This is a genomic window from Halomonas sp. GD1P12 (assembly GCF_025725645.1).
Taxonomy (GTDB): domain Bacteria; phylum Pseudomonadota; class Gammaproteobacteria; order Pseudomonadales; family Halomonadaceae; genus Vreelandella.
The window spans coordinates 3,577,466-3,594,832 of sequence record NZ_CP107007.1; the positions used below are offsets into that span (position 1 = coordinate 3,577,466).

The following is a 17,367-nucleotide window of genomic DNA, read 5'->3' on the forward strand; positions in this document are numbered from 1 at the left end:
ACGCAAGTGCTTGATGGATAGATAACTCTTGAGTGAGCGCGCCACTTTAAAAAAATAAGGGTATCGAGGTGAGAAGGGTTTAAACGCCCTGACGCCGACAGCGCTCGGAGCAGTAGACGACGTTGTCCCAGTCCCGCGCCCACTTCTTGCGCCAGGCGAAGGGCTTTTGGCACACGGGGCAGGTTTTGGTGGGAAGGTGGGGCTTTTTATGGGCCATGAGAAAGCGGGCTCGCGTACGGGGTGTCGCCTCAGTCTAGACACGTTGCACCCGCCGACGGGGCAGTCAGCGCTTAAAATTTTCGGGAGGCACCAAAAAAGAAAGCCACTCCCGAGGAGTGGCAAAAGACCGTGACTAGCAATGAGAGGGAGAAACCATGACAGAAAAAGTCCCGCTGTCCTGGTTGTGACGTCTCATCAAACGCCAGCAAGGACAATATAATAATTCTCATTTACCCCGTCAACACAAATGCGAATACTTTTTATTTATTTTTACACGCCAGCCAGTTTGAGCCACAGCGGCAGCGTCAGCATGGCTAAAAGCGTTTGTCCGGTGATGATCGCGGCCATCAGCTCCGCGTCGCCGCCCAGCTGGCGGGCCAGAATATAGGCCGAGGTGGCCGTGGGCAGCGCGGCAAACAAAAGCGCCACGTCGCGACTCAAGGGGTCGAGGCCCAGAACCCAGGCGAGCAGCAACACGACCAGCGGCATGAGCAACAGCTTGGCCACGTTGGTGGTCAACGTGCCGCGGTCCAGGCGCCACAGCGCCGCCGGGCGAAGCGCCACGCCTACCGCCACCAGCCCCAGCGGCAGTGCGGCGCGGCCCAATAGCTCGGCGGCGCTGCCACTCCAGCCGGGCAGGCCAATACCGCTTACGTTCAGGAAGATTCCCGCCAGGCAGGCCAGAATCAGCGGATTCTTCAAAAGCGTCAGCGCGCTCTGGCCAAGGCTCGCCTGCCCTAGCGTGCCGGCGCGGATAAAGCTCGCCACGCAGAGAATATTGACCACTGGTACCATGACCGCCACCGCAACCGCCGCGGTGGTCACCCCGGCGCTTCCGTGCAGGGCTCCGGCGCCGGCCACCCCCACGTAGGTGTTGAAGCGAATCGCGCCCTGAAACACGGACGTAAACGCCGGTGAGTCCAGTCGAATCCACGAGCGCAGCCCCCAAAGCAGCCCTGTCATGAGCCCAATCGCCCCAAGCAGCACCGCCGCAAGCCTTGCCACGGGTACCTGGCTTACGTCCGCCGTGGCAAGCGTTGCCACCAGCATGGCGGGGAACAGCACGAAATAGATGAGTTTTTCCATCTGCGCCCAGAACTCAAGACTCGGCCAGCGCCGGTAGCCGATGACCCCGCCCAGAAGAATCAAGAGAAAGAGCGGCCCCAGCGCTCCGGTAATGCTGTTCATCGATGCTCCTTCAATTTACGCACGACATGCGACATCCTGACCGCTCGCCGGCAACGCTTAGCTGATACCATGCAGTATCTTCTCTGCCCTGTGGTCGTATCGTGACGCTTTTGCCATGAACAAGCCAACGCTGCCATGAACAAGCCAACCCCGTCGGAACCTTCTCGCGCTTTTCCGCTGCTCAACGTCCTCATGCTGGTCACCGCCCTGGCGCTGATGGCGTGCCTGGCGTACGGCTTGAACAGCTGGCTGCGCGACGACAGCGAGATTACCTGGTTCGCGCCCGACCCTGGGTGCGAGCTGCACACCAGCGCCTGCTCGGCGCAGTTGAATGACAGTGTGCTGAGCTTCGCGGTGGACGTGGACGGCCCCATCGAGGCGCTCAACGTTTTGCCGCTCGAGGTGATCGTCCAGGGCGTGCCGGCGCGCCAGGCAAGCGTTGAATTCATCGGCCGCGACATGGCGATGGGGCGCCACCATTTCGATCTGATCACCACCGCGCCGGGCCACTTCCACGGCCAGGGGCAGGTCGGGCTCTGCACTCAGGCCGTCATGGCCTGGCGGGCGCGGGTGGTGGTGACCACGCCTGGCGGCAAAATCGGCAGCTGGTTCGATTTCGAGGTTACCCGGAGTTAGCATGCACGCACTTCTCAAACGCCGCGGTGTGATCGCGGCGCTGCTTTTGGCGCTTGTCGGGCTTGGCGCGCTGGCGCTACTACTGACAGGCGCCGGGCAAAACAGTGAGGCGCCGCGCGGCGGACCGATCACCATGGCCTCCACCGATGGCGCCTTCTCGCTTTCGCACCTGACCGAGGATCAGATCGCCGTGGTGTCGTTTGGCTACACGTCCTGTCCCGATGTCTGCCCCATTACGCTGGCGATGAAGCGTCAGGCGCTGGCGCAGTTCGACGAGTCGATCCGTGAGCGTATCGTTCCGGTGATGATCACCGTGGATCTCGAGCGCGATACGCTGGCACGACTGCGCGAGTACGTCAGCGCCTTTGGCGACGAGTTCATTGGCCTGGTCGGCACGCCCGACGAGCTTGAAGATGTCGCCAAGCGCTACGGCGTGGTGTGGCAGCGAAAGGAGGCGACTGATTCCACCATGGCCTACACCGTGGATCACACCGCCGGGCTCTTTCTCGTCAATCGGGAGGGAGTGATTCTTGAGCGAGTGCTTTATTCACCCACGCCGTCGGCGCTGGTGTCAGCACTGGATCGCGAGCTCGAGCGGGGCACGGGTTAGCCTGCGGCGTTGACTGAGCCTTCAGCCATAAAAGCGCCGCCCGAGGGCGGCGCAGTGCGGTCAAGGCGCGGAAGGGATCACTCGATGCCTAAAAGCTCGACGCGGAACGTGAGCATTTCGTTGGGACCGATCGGACCCTGGCCGTTTTCGCCGTAGGCGAGCTCGGAGGGGATGTAGATCATCCACTTATCGCCGACGCTCATCATTTGCAGTGCCTCCTGCCAACCTTCGATGACCTGGTTGACCTGGAAGGTGACCGACTCGCCGCGCTCGAAGGAGCTATCGAACACGGTGCCATCGAGCAACATACCTTCGTAGTTCACCTCGACGGTGTCCTCGGGGCCGGGCGATTCGCCGTCGCCGGACTCGAGCACTTCGTACTGAAGGCCAGACTCGGTGACTTCGACATCGTCACGCTCGGCGTTTTCGGCCAGGTACTCCTCGCCTTCCTGCTGGTTCATCTCGGCAATTTCCGCCGCCTGCTCTTCACGCTCCTGCATGGAGCGCTGCTGGAAGGCGACCAGGGTTTCCATCATCTCTTCTTCGGAAAGCGCCAGCTCGTTGCCTTCGAACACGTCGCGCATGCCGCTTGTGAAGGTATCGATATCGAGATCCTCAATATCCGCCTGCATGCTTTCGCCAAGCGTCACCCCAAGGCTGTAGGCCAGGCGCTGTTCGTCGGTTTCCGGCTCGGCGGCGGCGAACGGCGCCACCAAAAGAAGCCCGGTCAAAGCCGCGGTTTTGAACGTTGTAGAGACCATTGCTTTCATATGTAAACCTTCTTCAAGACGCTGTGCGCCGGCTGGAAAATTCTGGGTCGCAAACGCGTACGCGACGCCTGTCTGGCTAAGACCCCGTTGCGGGCCAAAGGTTTAAGACTGCAGGTTCAAGATTACACCACCAGGGTGGGACAGTGCGATGCCCCGGCAACGCGCTGTGACACGCTGCCCAGCAGCAGGTTCTTGTCGCCGTTGGTGCCCTGGGCGCCAATCACGGTCAAATCGCACTCGCGCTTTCGCGCAAAGCGCACGATGGTGCGCGATGGGCGCCCACCCTTGACGAAAGCGCGCACTCGGGTGGCGTCGGCACCAAGCTCCACCGCGAGCGCCTTGGCGTAGACGGCGATTTCCGTGGCGTACTCCTTGAGCGCGTCGTCGGGAATATCGAGCTTGCTCGGGCGCACCATGGAAAGCGACGCCTCGAGCAAGCTGTGATGTTTGAAGACGCAGAGCATGTAGAGCTCCGCGCCGGTCAACAGGTGCAGGCTTACCGCTTTCTCGAGCGCCTTGACCGCGCCCTTCGAGCCATCCACCGGTACCAGAATACGATGAAACATGGGTTTTTCCCCTTTTTATGACCCGGTCACCTAGCGAAAGGCCACGTCGCGCAGAAACAGCGCGATCTGCGGGAACATGATCAAAAGCGCCGCGGCGAGGATCAAAATCAGGATGAATGGCGGCGTGCCCTTGATCACGTCCCAGTATGGGCGCTTGAAGATCGCGATCGCGGTAAAGATATCGCAGCCAAACGGTGGCGTCGCCGAACCGATCGCCACCTGCAGCGTGATCAGAATACCTACCAGCACCGGGTCGAGGCCGGTCGCGGCTACCGCCGGCGCGAAAATCGGCGTAAGCACCAGAATCACGACGATCGGATCGACGAACATGCAGGCGACGAAAAACGATACGCAGATAGCGATCAGAACGCCGGTCGGCCCGGCGTCGTTGACGCCCACCGCCTCGAGAATGGCCTGGGGAATCTGGGCAAACGAGATGACCCAGGAGAAGCCGTTACCCACCGCCACCAGAATGAACACCACCGCCGTGATCAGCCCGGTGGACTTGGCGATGGTGTAGATATCGCTCATTTTCAGCGAGCGAAACACTACGAACTCCAGAAGCACCGCATAAAGCACGCAGGCCGCCGCCGCTTCCGTGGGGCTGAACACGCCGCCGTAGATACCGCCGACGATGATGACCGGAAAGCCCAGCGGCCAGAGCGCATCCTTCACCGCCAGCGCCCGAGCCTTCCAGCTCGAGCGCGGCTCGGTGGGGACGTCCTTGACGATGGCATAAACGATGCAGTACGCCGAAAACATGAAAAGAATCAAAAGTCCTGGCCCGATACCGGCAATGAAGAGCTCGCCGATCGACGTGCCGGAAATAACGCCATAAATGATCATGCCGATACTCGGCGGAATCAAAAACGCGATATCGCTTGCGTTGATGATCAGCGCCAGCGTAAACGAGTCCGAGTAGCCCGCTTTCAGCATCCTGGGGCGAAGCGGCGAGCCCACCGCCACGACCGTTGCCTGGGTCGAGCCGGACACCGCGCCAAACAGCGTGCACGACGCCGCGGTGCTGACCGCAAGCCCGCCCTTGATATGGCCGATGAAGGACATCACCATTTCGATCAAGCGGTTGGCGGACTGGCCGCGGGTCATGATATCGGCGGCGAGAATGAACATCGGCACCGCAATCAACGAGGCTGGCCGGATACCCGCCATCATCTGCTGAATCAGCGTATCCATCTGGCCAAAGCCGTTGAACATCATGTAAAAGCCAATCACCGCGGCGGTGATCAGCGGAATCATCATGGGAAAGCCCAGCAGCAGCAGGGCGATCATGGTCACTACCATTATCGTCGTCATCGTGTTCCCCTAAGCTCGCGTGGCCCTGGTTAAACTTCCGTTTCCGTATCCTTGTACCCATCCACCACGCCGGTCGAGAGATAGACATCGTGGCTGGTCAGGTTCTTGATGGCGGTCAGCAGGTATTGAATGGCGGTGATCAAAAACCCCATCGGCACCCACACATAGATCATCCACACCGGCAGGCTGAGCGCCGGCAGCACCCGCCCCTTGCTGTAGAGATCGAGGATGTAGATCACCGAGTAGTAGAGCAAAAAGAACATCACAAGCGAGGTGAACAGCGAAATCACGACCATTAGCACGCGGCGCCCGCCCACCGGCAGCGCATCGTAAATGGCCGACATGCGGATATGTCGACCGTGGCGAGCGGCGTAGCCGATCCCTGCGAAGGTGATCATGATGATGAGAATCCGGTTGAGCTCGCCGGAAAACATGATGCTGTTGCCGAACACGAATCGGGCAACGACGTTGATGACCGTATTCAGCGCCATTAGCAAAACCCCCAGCGCCAGAATCACTGATTCGACTTTGCTAATTGCGGTGTCGACCACCCCCAAAACGCCGGGCAGCCCCGAGCGGTAGTTGGCTTCTGCTTCCTCTTCGGTCATGGCTATTCTCCTGTCAGCGCCGCGCTTCGCTCGCTAAAACGAGCGGCATTGCGGTCAAAAGGCGCGGATAAAGTGCATGCAAAAAACGCATCCCCAAGGGCACTAAAAAGGGCAGCCGTGGCTGCCCCTTGCGTTACTCGAGATAGGCGTGCGGCGAGGCCGGTGGGATCATCGTCCCACCGACGACGACGCGCTTACTCGTTTTCAACGTTTTCAAGGTCGGCCTTGAACTGCTCGAGTAGCTCGCTGCCGCGCTCGCCGGTCATTTCGAGGAAGGCTTCCTCGACCTGCGGGGCACGCTCGCGAAACGCTGCAATCTGCTCGTCGTCCAAACGCGTCACGGTGACTTCGTCGGACGCCTCCTGAATTTTCTCCAGCGACGCCTCGGCCAAGCCCTGAACGTGCTCCATGGTTTGTTCGTAGGCGGCGTCGGTGGCGTCCTGAACCAGCTGCTGGTCCTCTTCGGACAGACCGTCGTAGAAGTCCTGGTTGGCCATCATCGCGGTGGTGAACCAGCCGTGGCCGGTGAAGGTCAGATGGGGCGACACTTCATAAAGACCGCCGGACTCGATCCAGAAGATCGGGTTTTCCTGGCCGTCGATGATGCCGGTCTGCAGGCCGCCGTACACTTCGCCCCAGGGCAGCGGCGTGGGCGTTGCGCCAAACGCGCTGTAGGTCTCGGAGAGCAGCGGATTGGTCATGGTACGGATTTTCTTGTTATCCATGTCCTCCGGCGAGCTGATCGGCTCGTCGGTGGTGATGACCATTTCGCCTTCCGGATACATCTGGAGAAGTTCGAGCCCCTGCTCGGCGTAGAGCTCGGGGAACATCTCATTGATCGCCTCACTTTCATCGAAGAACGTCAGAACGGTCTCTTCGTCGGTAGGCAGCAGGTAGGGAATGAAGAAGATTTGCGCTTCGGGAATCAAGGCGCCGGTGAAGCCGGGGGACTGGTTGACGAACTGCAGGATGCCGTTCTGGGTCTGCTCCATGATGTCGTCGGACTCGCCCAGCTCGCCAAAGCGATACACCTGAACGGTATGATCGGAGTTCTCTTCGATGTACCCCTTGAACGCTTGGGCAAACACGTCCTGAACGTCGCCTTCGTACTCTTCGTGGGCGTAACGCCAGTTATCTGCCTGGGCCGCGGCGCTCATGCCGAACAGCAGCGCGCCAACGCTTGCCGAGGTAAGAAGTTTGGACGTAACCGAACGCGTCGATAAAGCCTTGTAAGCTTTCATGCAGAGTTCCCCTTGAAGTGGTAAGCGCGTCACATAAAGCGCACAAATCCATTTTTAAATAACGGCTAGCGCAGCGTTGATGCCTTACCCGCTACGTTTGAAGCGGGCACGGTCGGATCACACGCCATGCGTTATTCAAAAATAGCTTAATTTGAGGCTAGCGCGCTGACTTGACCGGGTCAAGACGGGTGCCAATCACCGCCCAGGCGTTTTCGACCTCAATACAAGGCTTGTCAAAAACAGGGGCATCGGCCGCCAAATCACTCGAAAAGAGCTGATACTGCAGCCAAACGCTCGCGTTCCGCGATTCTTTATCGATCTCTTCAAGCGTTGAAATATCGCTTTGAGGCGCAAGCGCGAACGCCTGCCAGGCGTCAAGATTTTCTTTCTCGGCGGCAAGCTCGGCGTGCTTTATGGTGTCGCGCAGCGCCTTGATCGAGGCACTTCGTTGAGCCTGGCCCTTGAGCGTTTGGCGCAGCGCGCGAAGCGGCTGGGTGATCTCGCGCTGCCAGCGCAAGCGCGAGCGCCGCTCGTGGGCAAGCGCTGCCGGGGTCGCCATGAGCCCATGACGGTAGAGCCAGGCGTGGAACAGAAGCTCGCAGACATCGACGCCGGCCTGATCCTGCAGCGTCAGGCAGGCAGGTGTCACATCGTCGAGGGCGTAGAAGGCGCAGGCGAAATCCCAAAGCGGTGTCTGCTGCAGGCGCCTTGATCGGTTAGAATCACTCATCACGTTCGCCTCATTCGGGAGAAAGCATGATCGCACTGCGCCAGGTGGCCCTGCAACGGGGCACGCAAACGCTGCTGGAGGGCGCCGATCTGACGCTACACAATGGCGTCAAGGCCGGCATCATCGGCGCCAACGGCGCCGGCAAGTCGAGTCTTTTCAAGCTGCTACTCGGCGAGCTGGGCCCGGACCAGGGCGATATCGAAATGAGCGGCGGCCAACGCGTGGCCCACATGGCTCAGGAGGTCGAGGCGCTCGACCGTTCGATCATCGAGTACGTGCTGGATGGCGACGTGGCCCTGCGCCAGGCGCAGCAGGAGTTGAGCGATGCCCAGCGCGCCGACGACGCCCACCGCGAGGCGGAGCTTCACGGGCTGATCGAGACGCTCGACGGCTACACTGCCGAGTCCCGCGCCGCCCAGCTGCTGGTCGGCCTTGGCTTTTTGCAGGCCAATCTGACCCAGCCGCTGTCGAGCTTTTCCGGCGGCTGGCGCATGCGCGTGAACCTGGCGCGCACGCTGTTCATGCCCTCTGACCTGTTGCTGCTCGACGAGCCGACCAACCACCTGGACCTCGACGCGCTGCTCTGGCTCGAAAACTGGCTGACCCGCTACCCGGGCACGCTGCTTCTGATCTCTCACGATCGCGACTTTCTCGATGCGGTGTGCGATCACATCGTCCACATGCATCAGCAAAACGTCGAGCTTTACCGCGGCAACTATTCGCGCTTCGAGCGCACCCGCGCCGAGAAGCTCGCCCTGCAGCAGGCCCAGGCCGCCAAGCAGCAGGCGCGGCGCGAGGAGATCGAGCGCTTCGTCGCTCGCTTCAAGGCCAAGGCGACCAAGGCGCGCCAGGCGCAGAGCCGGGTGAAGATGCTCGAGCGCATGGAAGAGATCGCGATCGCCCACGTCGATTCGCCCTTTCACTTCACCCTGCCCGCCGCCGACAAGACCTCGCACCCGCTGCTGGTGCTCGACGACGCGCGGCTGGGCTATCGCGGTGACGCCGGAGAAACCGTTCAGCTCGACAAGGTCAACCTGACGCTACTGCCCGGTAGCCGCATCGGCCTGCTGGGCCCCAACGGCGCGGGCAAGTCGACGCTGATCAAGACGCTGACCGGCGAGCTTTCGCTGCTGGCCGGCAAGCGCGTGCCCGGCGAGCACCTGGCGATCGGCTACTTCGCCCAGCACCAGCTCGAGGGGCTCGACGTCACCGCCACGCCCTTCGTTCACGTGCAGCGCCTCTCCCCCACCGCCAGCGACCAGGAGATCCGCAACTTTCTTGGCGGCTTTGGCTTCAAGGGCGACGACGCCTTCGCCACGGTCGCCCACTTCTCCGGCGGCGAGAAGGCGCGCCTGGCGCTTTCGCTGGTGGCTTGGCAAAAGCCGAACCTGTTACTGCTCGACGAGCCCACCAACCATCTGGATCTGGAGATGCGCGAGGCACTGACCCAGGCGCTGTCGGCGTTCGAGGGCACGGTGATTCTGGTGTCCCACGACCGTCATCTCTTGCGTGCCACGGTGGACGAGTTCTGGCGGGTGGCGGATCACCGGGTCGAGCCCTTCGACGGCGATCTGGATGACTACCGCGCCTGGCTCAAGACGCGCCTGGAAGAGAGCCGCCGTGAGGAGCGCGTCGAAAAGAGCGAGCGCCAGGCGCAGCAGCCAAGAGACCGCAAGGCCTCGCGCAAGGCCGCCGCAGCGCTACGCGAAAAGCTGCGGCCGCAGAAAAAAGCGCGTGACCAGGCCGAAAAAGCCATGGAGGCCGCCCAGAGCGCGCTCGAGAACGTGGAAGAGACGCTGGCGGAGCCGGCGCTCTACACCGACCCGGCGCGCAAGGCACAGCTGACCGAGGCGCTGGCCGAGCAGGCGCGCTGCAAGGAGCGCGTGGACAGCGCCGAGCAGCAGTGGCTCGCCGCCGAGGAAGCGCTGGAAGCGATGGAGGCGGAAATCCTCGAAAGCGAGCGCTAGCGGCTTTTCACCTTGGGCTTTTAACCCTGGGCTTTTAAACCTGGCGACTTTCGAGCATGAAGGTGACCGGCCCGTCGTTGGTGAGCGTCACCTGCATGTCGGCGCCGAAGCGGCCGGTCTCGACCAACGGCCAGGCCGCGCGGGCGCACTCGACGAGATAGTTAAACAGCCGCTCGCCCTCTGCCGGGACGGCGGCACTGGAGAAGCCCGGCCGCAGCCCCTTGCGGGTATCCGCGGCCAGCGTGAATTGCGACACCAGCAGCAGCCCGCCGTCGACCTGTTGCAGGTTGTCGTTCATCTTTCCCTCGGCGTCGCTGAACACCCGATAATGAAGCAGCTTGTGCAGAATTTTCTCCGCATCCGCTTCACTGTCGCCACGCTCGACGCCGATCAGCGCCAGAAGCCCCTGGTCGATGGCGCCGATACGCTCGCCGTCCACGCTCACGGCGGCGTGCGTCACCCGCTGAATCAGTGCTTTCACAGGCTACCACCAGCGATGAAAGTGATGGACCGGCCCGCGCCCGTGACCGACCTGCAGCCGCTCGCTGGCCTCGAGGGCTGAGTGAAGCCACTGTTTGGCCTCGCGGATCGCCTCTACCGGGGCGTGCGCGTCGGCCTCCAGAGGGAGTCTTGCCAGACACGCGGCAACCGCTGCGGAGAGCGCACAGCCGGTGCCGTGCAGGTTCTGCGTATCAATGCGCGAGGCGGGAAGCCAGGCGTGCTCGGTGGGCGTGGCCAGAAGATCCGGGCAGGTCTCGCCGGTCAGGTGGCCGCCCTTGAGCACCACGAAGGGCGCACCAAGCGCGGTGAGCCCTGGCAGCATCGCCTCCATCTCATCCGGCGTTTTGGGCGAGGCGGTGTCGAGCAGCACCGCAGCCTCGGGCAGGTTCGGGGTGATCACGTGGGCCAGTGGCACCAGCACGTCGCGCACCGCGCGAATGCCTTCGTCATCGACCAGGATATCGCCGCTTTTCGCGACCATCACCGGGTCGAGCACGATCCAGCGCGGGCGATGCTTCTCCAGCACCGCCTTGATCACCTCGGCGACCTCGCGACTGCCGACCATGCCGATCTTCACCGCGTCGATGGTCACGTCCTCGAGCAGATTCTCAAGCTGCACGCGAATCATTTCCGGCGAGACCGGCTCGACCCGGGCCACGCCCTGGGTGTTCTGGGCGATCACCGCGGTGATCACGTTGGTGGCGTAGACGCCGAGGGCCGAAAACGTCTTCAGATCGCCCTGCAGCCCCGCGCCACCGGAGGGGTCGGAACCGGCAATGGTCAATACCTTCGCGATATGCGTCATGGTCAATGTTACCCCGTGCTTACATGACCGAGGGAAGCCAAGTGGCGATCCCCGGGAATAGCGACAGCGCCAGCAGCATACCCAGCTGCAGCAAAATGAACGGAATCACGCCCTTGTAGATGGCCGAGGTCGGCACACTCGGGGGGGTGACGCCGCGCAGGTAGAACAGCGCAAAGCCGAACGGCGGGGTCAAAAACGAGGTCTGCAGGTTCACCGCGATCATGATGCCGAACCAGATCGGGTCGACGCCCATGGCCAGCAGCACCGGGCCAACGATCGGCACCACCACGAAGGTGATCTCGATGAAATCGAGAATGAAACCGAGCAGGAAGATCACCAGCATGACGATGATCGTCGCGCCGACCACGCCGCCGGGCATGGACTCGAACAGGCTCGTGACCAGCTCCTCGCCGCCATAGGCGCGAAACACCAGTGAGAACAGCGCCGCGCCGATCAAAATCAAAAACACCATGCTGGTGACCTGGGCGGTAGAGTAGAGCGTCTCCTTCAGCATGGTGAAGCTCACGCGCCGGTTGGCCACCGCCAGTACCAGCGCGCCAAAGGCGCCCACGGCAGAGGCCTCGGTGGGTGTTGCGAAGCCGCCTAGAATCGAGCCCAGCACCGCCACGATCAGCAAAATGGGCGGCACCAGCCCCTTGAGCAGCAGCGGCCAGATCGAGCCCTGGTGATTCAGCTCCGCCTTGAGCTCCTCACGATCCACCGCCGGCGCCGATGACGGCTTGAGCCACGCCAACACCAGCAGATAAACGATGTAGGTTACGACCAGAATCAACCCCGGCACTAAAGCGCCGATGAATAGATCGCCGATGGAGAGCGTCTTTGGGCTCCACACGCCCATGGAGAGCTGCGCCTGCTGATAGGCGTTGGAGAGCACGTCGCCCAGCAGCACCAGCGCGATCGACGGCGGAATGATCTGGCCAAGTGTACCGGTGGCGCAGATGGTGCCGGTGGCCAGCGCCGGAGAGTAGCCGCGCTTGAGCATGGTCGGCAGCGACAAAAGCCCCATGGTGACCACGGTGGCCCCGACGATGCCGGTAGAGGCCGCCAGCAGCATACCGACGATGATCACCGACAGCCCCAGCCCGCCGCGCAGCGAGCCAAAAGCCATCGCCATGGCGTCGAGCAGCGTTTCGGCGACGCGAGATTTCTCCAGCAGCACGCCCATCAGCACGAACAGCGGCACCGCCAGGAGCGTCGTGTTGGTCATGATGCCGTAGAGGCGGTTGGGCATGGCGCCCATCATGTGGGGCTCGAAGGGCACGTCCACGCCCAGTGATGTGAGCGCGTAGCCGATACCGGCAAAGCCAAGCGCCGTGCCGGCCAGCGACAGCGCCACCGGATAGCCCAGCATCAACACGCCGCACACGGCGGCGAAGAGCACCAGCGGCATGAAGTCCAGTATGACGGCCACTAGACGACCTCCTCGTGCTCATGAGTGGGATTGGGAAGCGCGCCGCGAATGATCAGCGTCTGGCGAATCAGCTGCGCCACCGCCTGCAAGAGCAACAGCGCCACCATGGCGAGAATCAGCGACTTCAACAGATAGACCGCCGGGATGCCGGCGTTGGGCGAGCGCTCCATGATCGCCCAGCTGGTCAACACGTAGTGGAAGCTGCCGATGGCGATGAACAGCGACACGGGGACGAGCAGAAACAGCGTGCCCAGCAGGTCGATCCAGGCCCGGGCTCGGCTGGAGAGCTTGCGGTAAAAGATGTCTACCCGCACGTGGCCGTCGTGCTTGAGCGTCCAGGCCGCGCCGAGCATGAACACCGCAGCGTGCATGTACATCACCGACTCCTGCATGACGATGCTGTTGGCCCCGATCACGTAGCGCAGCACGACGATGGCGAACTGCACCAGCATCATGATGATGATCAGCCAGGCGACCGCTCGCCCGACGCCTTCGGTCAGCCCATCGAGCCAGCGTAAAAGCCGCGGCTCAAAAGAATTTGCACGCATGGAGGTGTCCTGCCTTCTGAAAACGACTCGAAATGATCGCCGATTCTATCCCCTGCGTCATCCCCTGCGACCTCAAGCCCCCCTTTTTACGACCATTTACCGAGCAAGGGCCATCGAAGAGCTGCTTCAAGCGCGATGGTCAGGCCAGAGGCGCCGGGCGATGAGCGGCTTCGAGTGATCGTAGGCAGGCGGCAGGCAGCGGCAATTCCACCGCCACCGGCAGGTGATCCGAAAAGAGATGGTCGAGCACGCTGACGTCGGCGGCTTCCAGGGTTTGCGACAGCAGAATGTGATCCAGCGCTCGGCGCGGCTGCCAGGAGGGGTAGCTCAAAAGCGGCTTGACCGGATGCAGCGGCAGCGAAGCGCTAAAGCGCTCGTGGGCGTGAAGCTGCTCCGGGGTGCAGTTGAGATCGCCCATCACCACCACGTGGCGAAGCGGGGCGATGATGTCGCTTAGATAGTTGAGCTGGCGCACCCGGCCGCGATGACTCAGCGCCAGGTGCGCCACGAAGATATGCAGCGCGTCCGGGCCGTTGCCGAAACGCACGTGGATCGCCCCGCGCCCGGGAAGCGTGCCGGGCAGCCGGTGCTCTTCGATACGGCTGGGGGTGAGTTTCGATAAAAGCCCGTTGCTGTGCTGGGCGATACGCCCCAGATTGCGGTTGAGCTGCTGAAAATGGTGGGGAAACCCGGCCTGAGCGGCCAGGTATTCGACCTGATTGATACGGCTGGAGCGAAAGCTTCCGCCGTCGACTTCCTGAAGCCCCACCACGTCGAACTTGCCCAACACCTCGCCCATGACGTCGAGGCGCTTGACGCGGCGCGGATGGGGCAAAAAGTGCTGCCAGCTCCGGGTGAGGTAGTGATGGTACGCCGAGGTTTGAATGCCGACCTGCAAATTGAAGGTCAGAAGTCTCAGCGTACCGCTCTCCCAAAACGGACTTTGCGCTTGCTGCGCGGCGTCGTCGGCGGAGAAGCCCGACACGATTACTCGGCGCGCTCGCTGCGAACCTGCTCGATCAGCGCCTCGGCGACGACCGGCATGTTGTCCGCGCCGCCGGCAGTGCTCGGGGTCACCACGAAGCGGCCATCGACGACCAGCGCCGGCACGCCCATCAGGCGCATTTCGCGCATGCGGCTGTTGGCGCGATTGGTTTCGCTGCGTACCGGGAAGGCGTTGAGCGCCTTTTTGGCCTCGTCTTCGGTCACGCCGTAGTTGGCGAAAAACGCGGCGATGTCATCCTCGTCGGTCAGTTGCTGACCGTCCTGATGGATCGCATCGAAGAAGTCCTGATGAAGCTCCTCCTCGATTCCGAGCGACTGGGCGGCGTAGAAGGCGGTGGCATGGGTATTCCAGTTGCCGCCCATGGTCGCAGGCATTTTGACGACTTCGACGTCGTCGTCGAGGGTGTCGTACCACTCGTTGACCGTGTCCTGCAGGCCGTAGCAGTGCGGGCAGCCGAACCAGAACACCTCGGTGACCTCGATGTGATCGTCATCGGCGACGGTCGCGACCGGGTTCTCCAGCAGCGTGTAGTCCTGGCCTTCCACTACCGTCTGGGCACTGGCGGCGGTCGAGAGCGCAAGGCCGGCCACGGCCGCAACGAATACTTTAAACATTATCGACATTCTCCAAAGTTGAGCGAAGCCTATGACTATCAAAACGTTCGACCGGTTCCCGGGGTGCGTTCAACGCCGCCGGGCAGGTTCTCGGGATGCGTTGTAACGCATACTTGCCCGCTTTTTCATCGCCGTCCAGTGTTACACTAGCGTTTTCAGCAAGCCTACCCGCCCCACCGAGTGTAACGAATCCCGTCACCGGCTTAAATGGCCGCCGCCTGGCCGGGGCCGTTTGCCCTCGACCTCGAAGGCAAACGGGTAGCCTTGACGTATGACTCAAGCGTTCAGGATTTTTTCCATGTCGACTCAAGACCGCCAAAGCCCGCGCCTCAACTACGCCACGGCCCAGTTCATGATCAGCGCGCCGAAGCTTTCGCTCTGCCCGGACGACACCGGCGCCGAGGTGGCCTTCGCCGGGCGCTCGAACGCAGGAAAATCCAGTGCGATCAACGCGCTGACCCAGCAAAAGGCGCTGGCGCGCACCTCGCGCACCCCCGGGCGCACCCAGCTGATCAATTTCTTCAGCCTGATGAACGACCCGGCCACGCGGATGGTGGACCTGCCCGGCTACGGCTACGCCAAGGTACCCGAGTCGGTGAAGCTCGAGTGGCAGCGCCACCTCTCCGAGTATCTGCTGCACCGCTTCAGCCTGAAAGGCGTGGTGCTGCTGATGGACGTGCGTCACCCGCTGACCGAGTTCGACCTGACCCTGCTCGATGTCGCCGACCAGCGCGGCATGCCGGTGCACATTCTGCTGACCAAGGCCGACAAGCTGAAAAAGGGCCCGGCGAGCGCGGCGCTGCAAAAAGTGCGCTCGCGGCTAGTCGAGTGGGAAGACCTGGTCACGGTGCAGCTCTTCTCGTCGCTCAAGCGCGACGGGGTAACGACGCTATGCCAAACCCTGGACCGCTGGCTGGACGCGCCGGAACCCGAGTAACGCGGCCCGCCCAATAGCGCCCGTTTCAGCCGGGCGCGCGCTCCAGCTGCGCGATCAGCGCCGGCAGCTCTCGCACGTGGCTCAGCCGGTAGACGCGGCTCGGAAGCGCCCGGTCGCTTTCACCGGCGATCCACACCGCGTGCATGCCGAGCTTGTTTGCCGGCAGTACGTCCTCCTCCCAGGAATCCCCCACGTGCATGGCGCACTCCGGCGCCACGTCGAGGCGCTCGAGCACGTTCAAAAACGCGTGGGGGTCGGGCTTGGGCGTGAACAGCTCGCCAGCGGCCACGGCGATGGGAAAGTAGGCCGCCAGCGGCTGTCGTTTCAAGTGGATATTGCCGTTGGTGATGGCGGCCAGATGAAAGCGCTGGCCCAGCGCTTCGAGCAGCTCAAAAGCTTCCGGGTGCGGGGTGACCTGCACGCGCAGCCGGTGAAACTCGTTCATCGCCGCCGCCGCCCACAAAATCGCGGCGCTGCGGTCAAGCCCTGCCGCTTCGAGCTGGGCCTCCAGCGCGCGAAGCCGCAGCCAGGTGAAGTCGCCCCGGCGCTCGGGCGTCGCCTTGGCCAGCGCCTGGCGTTTGACGAGATAGTCCGCCAGGCCCGCCTCCTGCTCGATTGAAAGCGCAGCTTCGCCCCGCTTTGAGCGCCACTCGTTGAGTGCGCTCAAAAGCCACTGGTAGTGGCCCTGCTCGGTTTTGAGCATCACGCCGTGGTTGTCCCAGAGCGTGTCGTCGAGATCGAAGGTGATGGCTTTTAGCTCGGCTGCGGGTTGGGTCATGAGTCGCTCCGGGGGCGGCGTTTGGCACGGGGGTGGGCGGCATCGTAACTCGTGGCCAGATGCTGCCAGTCAAGGCGAGTGTAAACCTGGGTGGTCGAGAGATTGGCGTGGCCCAAAAGCTCCTGCACGGCGCGCAGGTCCTGGCTCGACTCCAGCAGGTGGCTGGCAAAGGAGTGGCGCAGGCGGTGCGGATGCAGGTGTTCGGCCAGGCCGCGCTCGACACACAGGTGCGCCAGGCGCTTTTGGATGGCGCGGTGGCCAAGGCGTGCGCCGCGGCGCCCGACGAACAGCGCCGGCTCTGCGCCTGCGGTCAGACACCCGCGCACCGCCAGCCACTGGGTTAACGCGGCGCGGGCGCGCCGGCCCACCGGCACCTGGCGGGGCTTTCCGCCCTTGCCCACTACCCGCACGTAGCCGCCTTGCAGGCTCGTTAGATCGAGCGCGGCAAGCTCTGCCAGGCGCAGGCCGCTGGAGTAGAAAAGCTCCAGCATGGCCTGGTCGCGGCAGGCCAGCGGCGAGTCGTCATGGGGCGTATCCAGAAACCGGGCGAGGCTGTCCACGTCCAGCGGCCGCGGCAGGTGGCCGGGCTGCTTGGGCGTGCGCACGAGCCGGACCGGGTTGTCGGCAAGCTGGCCCTGACTTACCAGCGCATCGGCAAAGCGTGAAAGCGCGGCGCGTCGGCGCGCCAGGCTTCGCGGCGAGAGCCCGCGGCTGCGCTCGGCGCCGAGAAACGCGCGGGCAAGCGGCGCATCCAGGCGCTCGGCCAGCACCACGTCGCGCGTCTCGGCGAAGCGGGCGAAAGCGGTGAGATCCTGCCGGTAGCCCGCCACGGTCGCCGGGCTTGCGCGCTCGGCAAGCCGGCCAAGATAGGCGTCGATCGCCTCCCACATCGCGCTG

The 17,367-nt window shown here is 63.0% G+C and carries 20 protein-coding genes; 4 read left to right on the forward strand and 16 right to left on the reverse strand.

Translation table 11 applies throughout. The annotated features are described in order from the left end of the window. Nucleotides 1-79: 79 nt before the first annotated feature. Both OCT39_RS16455 and OCT39_RS16460 read right to left on the reverse strand, forming a co-directional pair. Nucleotides 80-217 carry a DUF2256 domain-containing protein gene (locus OCT39_RS16455; protein ID WP_252108144.1) on the reverse strand — a complete coding sequence of 46 codons (138 nt, stop codon included), beginning with the start codon at nt 215-217 and terminating at the stop codon, nt 80-82. 272 nt (nt 218-489) lie between these two features. Next, on the reverse strand, nt 490-1,407 hold the full coding sequence (locus tag OCT39_RS16460; protein ID WP_263585514.1) for an AEC family transporter: 918 nt from the start codon (nt 1,405-1,407) through the stop codon (nt 490-492). Between the two features lie 135 nt (nt 1,408-1,542). Between OCT39_RS16460 and OCT39_RS16465 the strand changes: the two genes are divergently transcribed. Together OCT39_RS16465 and OCT39_RS16470 are read left to right on the forward strand one after the other, a co-directional pair. Beyond that, nucleotides 1,543-2,043, forward strand: a complete 501-nt coding sequence (locus OCT39_RS16465; protein ID WP_263585515.1) for a hypothetical protein — start codon at nt 1,543-1,545, stop codon at nt 2,041-2,043. 1 nt (nt 2,044) lies between these two features. Beyond that, nucleotides 2,045-2,653, forward strand: a complete 609-nt coding sequence (locus OCT39_RS16470) for an SCO family protein (RefSeq protein ID WP_263585516.1) — start codon at nt 2,045-2,047, stop codon at nt 2,651-2,653. 77 nt (nt 2,654-2,730) lie between these two features. Here OCT39_RS16470 and OCT39_RS16475 read toward each other — a convergent pair whose 3' ends face one another. From OCT39_RS16475 to OCT39_RS16500, 6 genes are all read right to left on the reverse strand, one after another. Further along, complete coding sequence (locus tag OCT39_RS16475; RefSeq protein ID WP_263585517.1) at nt 2,731-3,423, reverse strand: FKBP-type peptidyl-prolyl cis-trans isomerase; 693 nt, start codon at nt 3,421-3,423, stop codon at nt 2,731-2,733. 122 nt (nt 3,424-3,545) lie between these two features. Continuing rightward, nucleotides 3,546-3,989 (reverse strand): universal stress protein, encoded by a 444-nt coding sequence (locus OCT39_RS16480; RefSeq protein ID WP_263585518.1) that lies wholly within the window; start codon nt 3,987-3,989, stop codon nt 3,546-3,548. 30 nt (nt 3,990-4,019) lie between these two features. Next, nucleotides 4,020-5,303, reverse strand: coding sequence for a TRAP transporter large permease (locus OCT39_RS16485; RefSeq protein ID WP_263585519.1), 1,284 nt, complete (start codon nt 5,301-5,303; stop codon nt 4,020-4,022). 29 nt (nt 5,304-5,332) lie between these two features. After that, complete coding sequence (locus OCT39_RS16490) at nt 5,333-5,911, reverse strand: TRAP transporter small permease (protein WP_263585520.1); 579 nt, start codon at nt 5,909-5,911, stop codon at nt 5,333-5,335. A gap of 194 nt (nt 5,912-6,105) precedes the next feature. Next, nucleotides 6,106-7,152, reverse strand: a complete 1,047-nt coding sequence (gene dctP / locus OCT39_RS16495) for a TRAP transporter substrate-binding protein DctP (RefSeq protein ID WP_263585521.1) — start codon at nt 7,150-7,152, stop codon at nt 6,106-6,108. A 157-nt stretch (nt 7,153-7,309) separates the two neighbouring features. Continuing rightward, complete coding sequence (locus OCT39_RS16500; RefSeq protein ID WP_263585522.1) at nt 7,310-7,882, reverse strand: TIGR02444 family protein; 573 nt, start codon at nt 7,880-7,882, stop codon at nt 7,310-7,312. Nucleotides 7,883-7,908: 26 nt separating this feature from the next. Here OCT39_RS16500 and OCT39_RS16505 point away from each other — a divergent pair, with 26 nt between their 5' ends. Next, nucleotides 7,909-9,849 (forward strand): ABC-F family ATP-binding cassette domain-containing protein, encoded by a 1,941-nt coding sequence (locus OCT39_RS16505; RefSeq protein ID WP_263585523.1) that lies wholly within the window; start codon nt 7,909-7,911, stop codon nt 9,847-9,849. A gap of 34 nt (nt 9,850-9,883) precedes the next feature. On the opposite strand, the gene dtd is transcribed toward OCT39_RS16505, so the two are convergent. The 6 genes from dtd to OCT39_RS16535 form a co-directional block, all read right to left on the reverse strand. Beyond that, the gene (gene dtd, locus OCT39_RS16510; RefSeq protein WP_263585524.1) at nt 9,884-10,330 is read right to left on the reverse strand and encodes a D-aminoacyl-tRNA deacylase; all 447 of its coding nucleotides are present in this window, start codon (nt 10,328-10,330) and stop codon (nt 9,884-9,886) included. A 3-nt stretch (nt 10,331-10,333) separates the two neighbouring features. Beyond that, entirely contained in the window at nt 10,334-11,155 is an 822-nt protein-coding gene (thiD, locus tag OCT39_RS16515) for a bifunctional hydroxymethylpyrimidine kinase/phosphomethylpyrimidine kinase (protein WP_263585525.1), read from the reverse strand. A 19-nt stretch (nt 11,156-11,174) separates the two neighbouring features. Beyond that, complete coding sequence (locus OCT39_RS16520) at nt 11,175-12,578, reverse strand: TRAP transporter large permease (RefSeq protein WP_263587363.1); 1,404 nt, start codon at nt 12,576-12,578, stop codon at nt 11,175-11,177. Between the two features lie 8 nt (nt 12,579-12,586). After that, nucleotides 12,587-13,135 carry a TRAP transporter small permease subunit gene (locus OCT39_RS16525; protein ID WP_263585526.1) on the reverse strand — a complete coding sequence of 183 codons (549 nt, stop codon included), beginning with the start codon at nt 13,133-13,135 and terminating at the stop codon, nt 12,587-12,589. Between the two features lie 139 nt (nt 13,136-13,274). After that, nucleotides 13,275-14,120 carry an endonuclease/exonuclease/phosphatase family protein gene (locus OCT39_RS16530; RefSeq protein WP_409335776.1) on the reverse strand — a complete coding sequence of 282 codons (846 nt, stop codon included), beginning with the start codon at nt 14,118-14,120 and terminating at the stop codon, nt 13,275-13,277. Between the two features lie 2 nt (nt 14,121-14,122). Then, nucleotides 14,123-14,755: a thiol:disulfide interchange protein DsbA/DsbL gene (locus tag OCT39_RS16535; protein ID WP_263585527.1), complete on the reverse strand. Its 633-nt coding sequence runs from the start codon at nt 14,753-14,755 to the stop codon at nt 14,123-14,125. A gap of 298 nt (nt 14,756-15,053) precedes the next feature. Here OCT39_RS16535 and yihA point away from each other — a divergent pair, with 298 nt between their 5' ends. Continuing rightward, on the forward strand, nt 15,054-15,692 hold the full coding sequence (yihA, locus tag OCT39_RS16540; protein WP_263585528.1) for a ribosome biogenesis GTP-binding protein YihA/YsxC: 639 nt from the start codon (nt 15,054-15,056) through the stop codon (nt 15,690-15,692). Nucleotides 15,693-15,717: 25 nt separating this feature from the next. Here yihA and OCT39_RS16545 read toward each other — a convergent pair whose 3' ends face one another. Next, nucleotides 15,718-16,470: an HAD family hydrolase gene (locus OCT39_RS16545; RefSeq protein WP_263585529.1), complete on the reverse strand. Its 753-nt coding sequence runs from the start codon at nt 16,468-16,470 to the stop codon at nt 15,718-15,720. Then, nucleotides 16,467-17,360: a tyrosine recombinase XerC gene (locus OCT39_RS16550; protein ID WP_263587365.1), complete on the reverse strand. Its 894-nt coding sequence runs from the start codon at nt 17,358-17,360 to the stop codon at nt 16,467-16,469. The genes OCT39_RS16545 and OCT39_RS16550 overlap by 4 nt, the downstream gene beginning before the upstream one ends. Between the last annotated feature and the right edge of the window lie 7 nt (nt 17,361-17,367).